Origin of the sequence: Mycobacterium sp. E183 (genome assembly GCF_001667735.1) — a bacterium.
Lineage (GTDB): Bacteria > Actinomycetota > Actinomycetes > Mycobacteriales > Mycobacteriaceae > Mycobacterium.
Genome location: NZ_LZJN01000018.1, coordinates 1 through 1,685 on the forward strand (window position 1 = coordinate 1; position 1,685 = coordinate 1,685).

Sequence of the window (1,685 nt, forward strand, 5' to 3'; positions counted from 1 at the left end):
ACGCACCACCTGCGCGCCGAACAACGCCGGAATCGACACCGGCACCCACGGCTCGGCCAACACCGCCCGGTTGCCGATGGCACCCAGGCGGGCGCGCTCTGCGTCGTCGAGCAGGTCGATCGCCGAGAGCCGAAGGGTCGCGTCGGTCGTCAACGCGACCAGCACCGTCTGCAGGCGGTCGACCAAGGTCTCGATGGTCTCGGTGTCGAACACGTCGGTGCGGAACTCCACCGCACCGCCGATGCCGGCGGGCTGCGCGTCTTCGGTCCAGCGTTCGGCCAACGAGAACACGAGATCCATTCGGGCCGTGTGCGTGTCCAATGGCAGCGCAGTGGCGTGCGCCTCGCCCAGGGTGAGCTCGGCGGGGCCGTCGTTCTGCCAGGTCAACATGACCTGCACCAGGGGGTGATGGGTGAGGCTGCGCGTGGGGTTCAGCCGTTCCACCAGCATCTCGAAGGGCACGTCTTGATGCTCGTAGGCGGCGAGGCTGCGCTGCCGCACCTGGGCCAACACCTCTGCGAGCGTGGGGTTCCGGGCCAGATCGACCCTGAGCACCAAGGTGTTGACGAAGAAGCCGACCAGCTCGTCCAGCGCGGGGTCTTGCCGACCCGCGACCGGAAAGCCCACCGCCACATCCGAAGTCGCGCTGACCTTGGCGAGGAGCACCGCCAGCGCGGCCTGGAGCACCATAAAGCTCGTCGCGTTGTGTTCGCGAGCCACCTCGCGCACCCGTCGCTGCAACTGCGCCGGCCATTCCACGGCGACGGTGGAACCCCGGTAGTCGGCCACCGGGGGGTAGGGCCGGTCGGTGGGTAGGGCGAGATGCTCGGGCAGGTCGGCCAGAGCGTGCTGCCAATACCGAAGCTGCGCGGCGATGGGGCTGTCGGGTTCATCCAGTTCGCCCAGCAGGGACTGCTGCCACAGCGCGTAATCGACATACTGCACCGCAAGTGGCGCCCAATCGGGCGCCTTGCCCGCGCGCCGGCCGGCATAGGCGACTCCGAGGTCGCGCGCCAACGGCACCAGTGACCACCCATCGGCGGCGACGTGGTGGGCGACGGCGACCAACACGTGACGGTCGGCGGTGACCCGGAAAAGGGCTGCGCGCAGCGGGATTTCGGTGGCCAGATCAAAGGTGTGCCGTGCCGTCGCCTCGATGGCACCCTGGAGGCGGTTCGCCGGCCACCCTTCGGCGTCGACCACCCGCCAGCCGAAGTCGGCCCGCTCCGCGGGGATGACCACCTGCTGGGGTGTCCCCTCCGGCGCGACGAACACCGTGCGCAAACTTTCGTGCCGGGCCACCACGTCGGCCAGCGCCGCCCCGAGCGCGTCGACATCGAGGCGTCCGTCCAACTGCATCGCCGCGGACAGGTTGTAAACCGGTGATGGTCCCTGCAACTGATCGGTGAACCACAACCGGCTCTGCGCGAATGACAACGGAATCACCGCCGGCCGCGCACCGGTGACTATTCGGGCCGGCCGGCCCTCACCCGCACGGACATGCGGCGCCAATTGCCGAATCGTCGGCGCCTCGAACAACGTTCGCACCCCGAGGAGCGTGTCGAGGCCGGTATTGATCGCCGCCACCAAACGCATGGCCGACAGCGAGTCCCCGCCCAGGTCGAAGAAGGAGTCGTCGATGCCGACCCGTTCCACGCCCAGCACCTGGGCATAGATGCCGGCCA

Annotated in this window: 1 protein-coding gene; it reads right to left on the minus strand. The window is 69.0% G+C overall.

All coding sequences use genetic code 11. The features are described 5' to 3' along the window. On the minus strand, nucleotides 1-1,685 hold a 1,685-nt coding region (locus A5691_RS02045), incomplete at both ends, for a condensation domain-containing protein (protein WP_231981045.1).